This is a genomic window from Cohnella baijiui, assembly GCF_020731285.1.
Lineage (GTDB): Bacteria > Bacillota > Bacilli > Paenibacillales > Paenibacillaceae > Cohnella.
Map to the genome: position 1 here is coordinate 1 of NZ_JAJFOW010000281.1, position 258 is coordinate 258.

General features: G+C 42.2%; 1 pseudogene. It reads left to right on the forward strand.

What is annotated here, in order from left to right:
* Nucleotides 1-258, forward strand: a pseudogene (locus LKX83_RS32640) (hypothetical protein); the annotation flags it as partial.

Genomic DNA, 258 nt, shown 5'->3' on the forward strand with positions numbered 1-258 from the left:
GGATTGGCATGGTATTGCCGGCCTGGCCTTTCTCTGGCTGCTGCTCTTCCCCGATCTGGTATGGAGCGGAAATATGCTGCGGGGCGATATCGTATTTTTATTTGTTCTGCTGTTTCTATTTATTACTGTAGCTTCAAAGAATCGGGTAGAATATCAGCATGTAGCCTATCTTTTATTTAGTGCGTTTTATCTTGGAATCGGCTTTCATTTTATGAACGAAACGAGAATAACGAATGGTCTTATGGTTATGCTCGCAAT